This window comes from Fructilactobacillus sp. X2R5C3 (genome assembly GCF_059901325.1).
Genome location: NZ_JBWXUY010000046.1, coordinates 1 through 247, shown reverse-complemented (window position 1 = coordinate 247; position 247 = coordinate 1). Strand labels below are relative to the sequence as shown.

General features: G+C 43.3%; 1 pseudogene. It reads right to left on the bottom strand.

Features of this window, described 5'->3' with window-relative positions:
• Nucleotides 1-247 (bottom strand): annotated as a pseudogene (locus tag AC6UDE_RS07110) (leucine--tRNA ligase); the annotation flags it as partial.

The following is a 247-nucleotide window of genomic DNA, read 5'->3' as shown; positions in this document are numbered from 1 at the left end:
CTTCTGATCTTCTTCATTGACATCAAATGAAATGCTGGCTCCTACCGAACGACCAATCCAGTTCCGCTGCATTTGTTTAATACTTTCAGGCCAGTCTAAATCATCAAGATCATCAAGTAAGCGATCGGCGTACGCGGTAATCTTTAAAACCCATTGCTTCATGGGCTTTCTGTAAACGTCATAACCACCCCGTTCGGTTTTCCCGTTGACAACTTCTTCATTTGAAACGACAGTTCCACCCATAAAG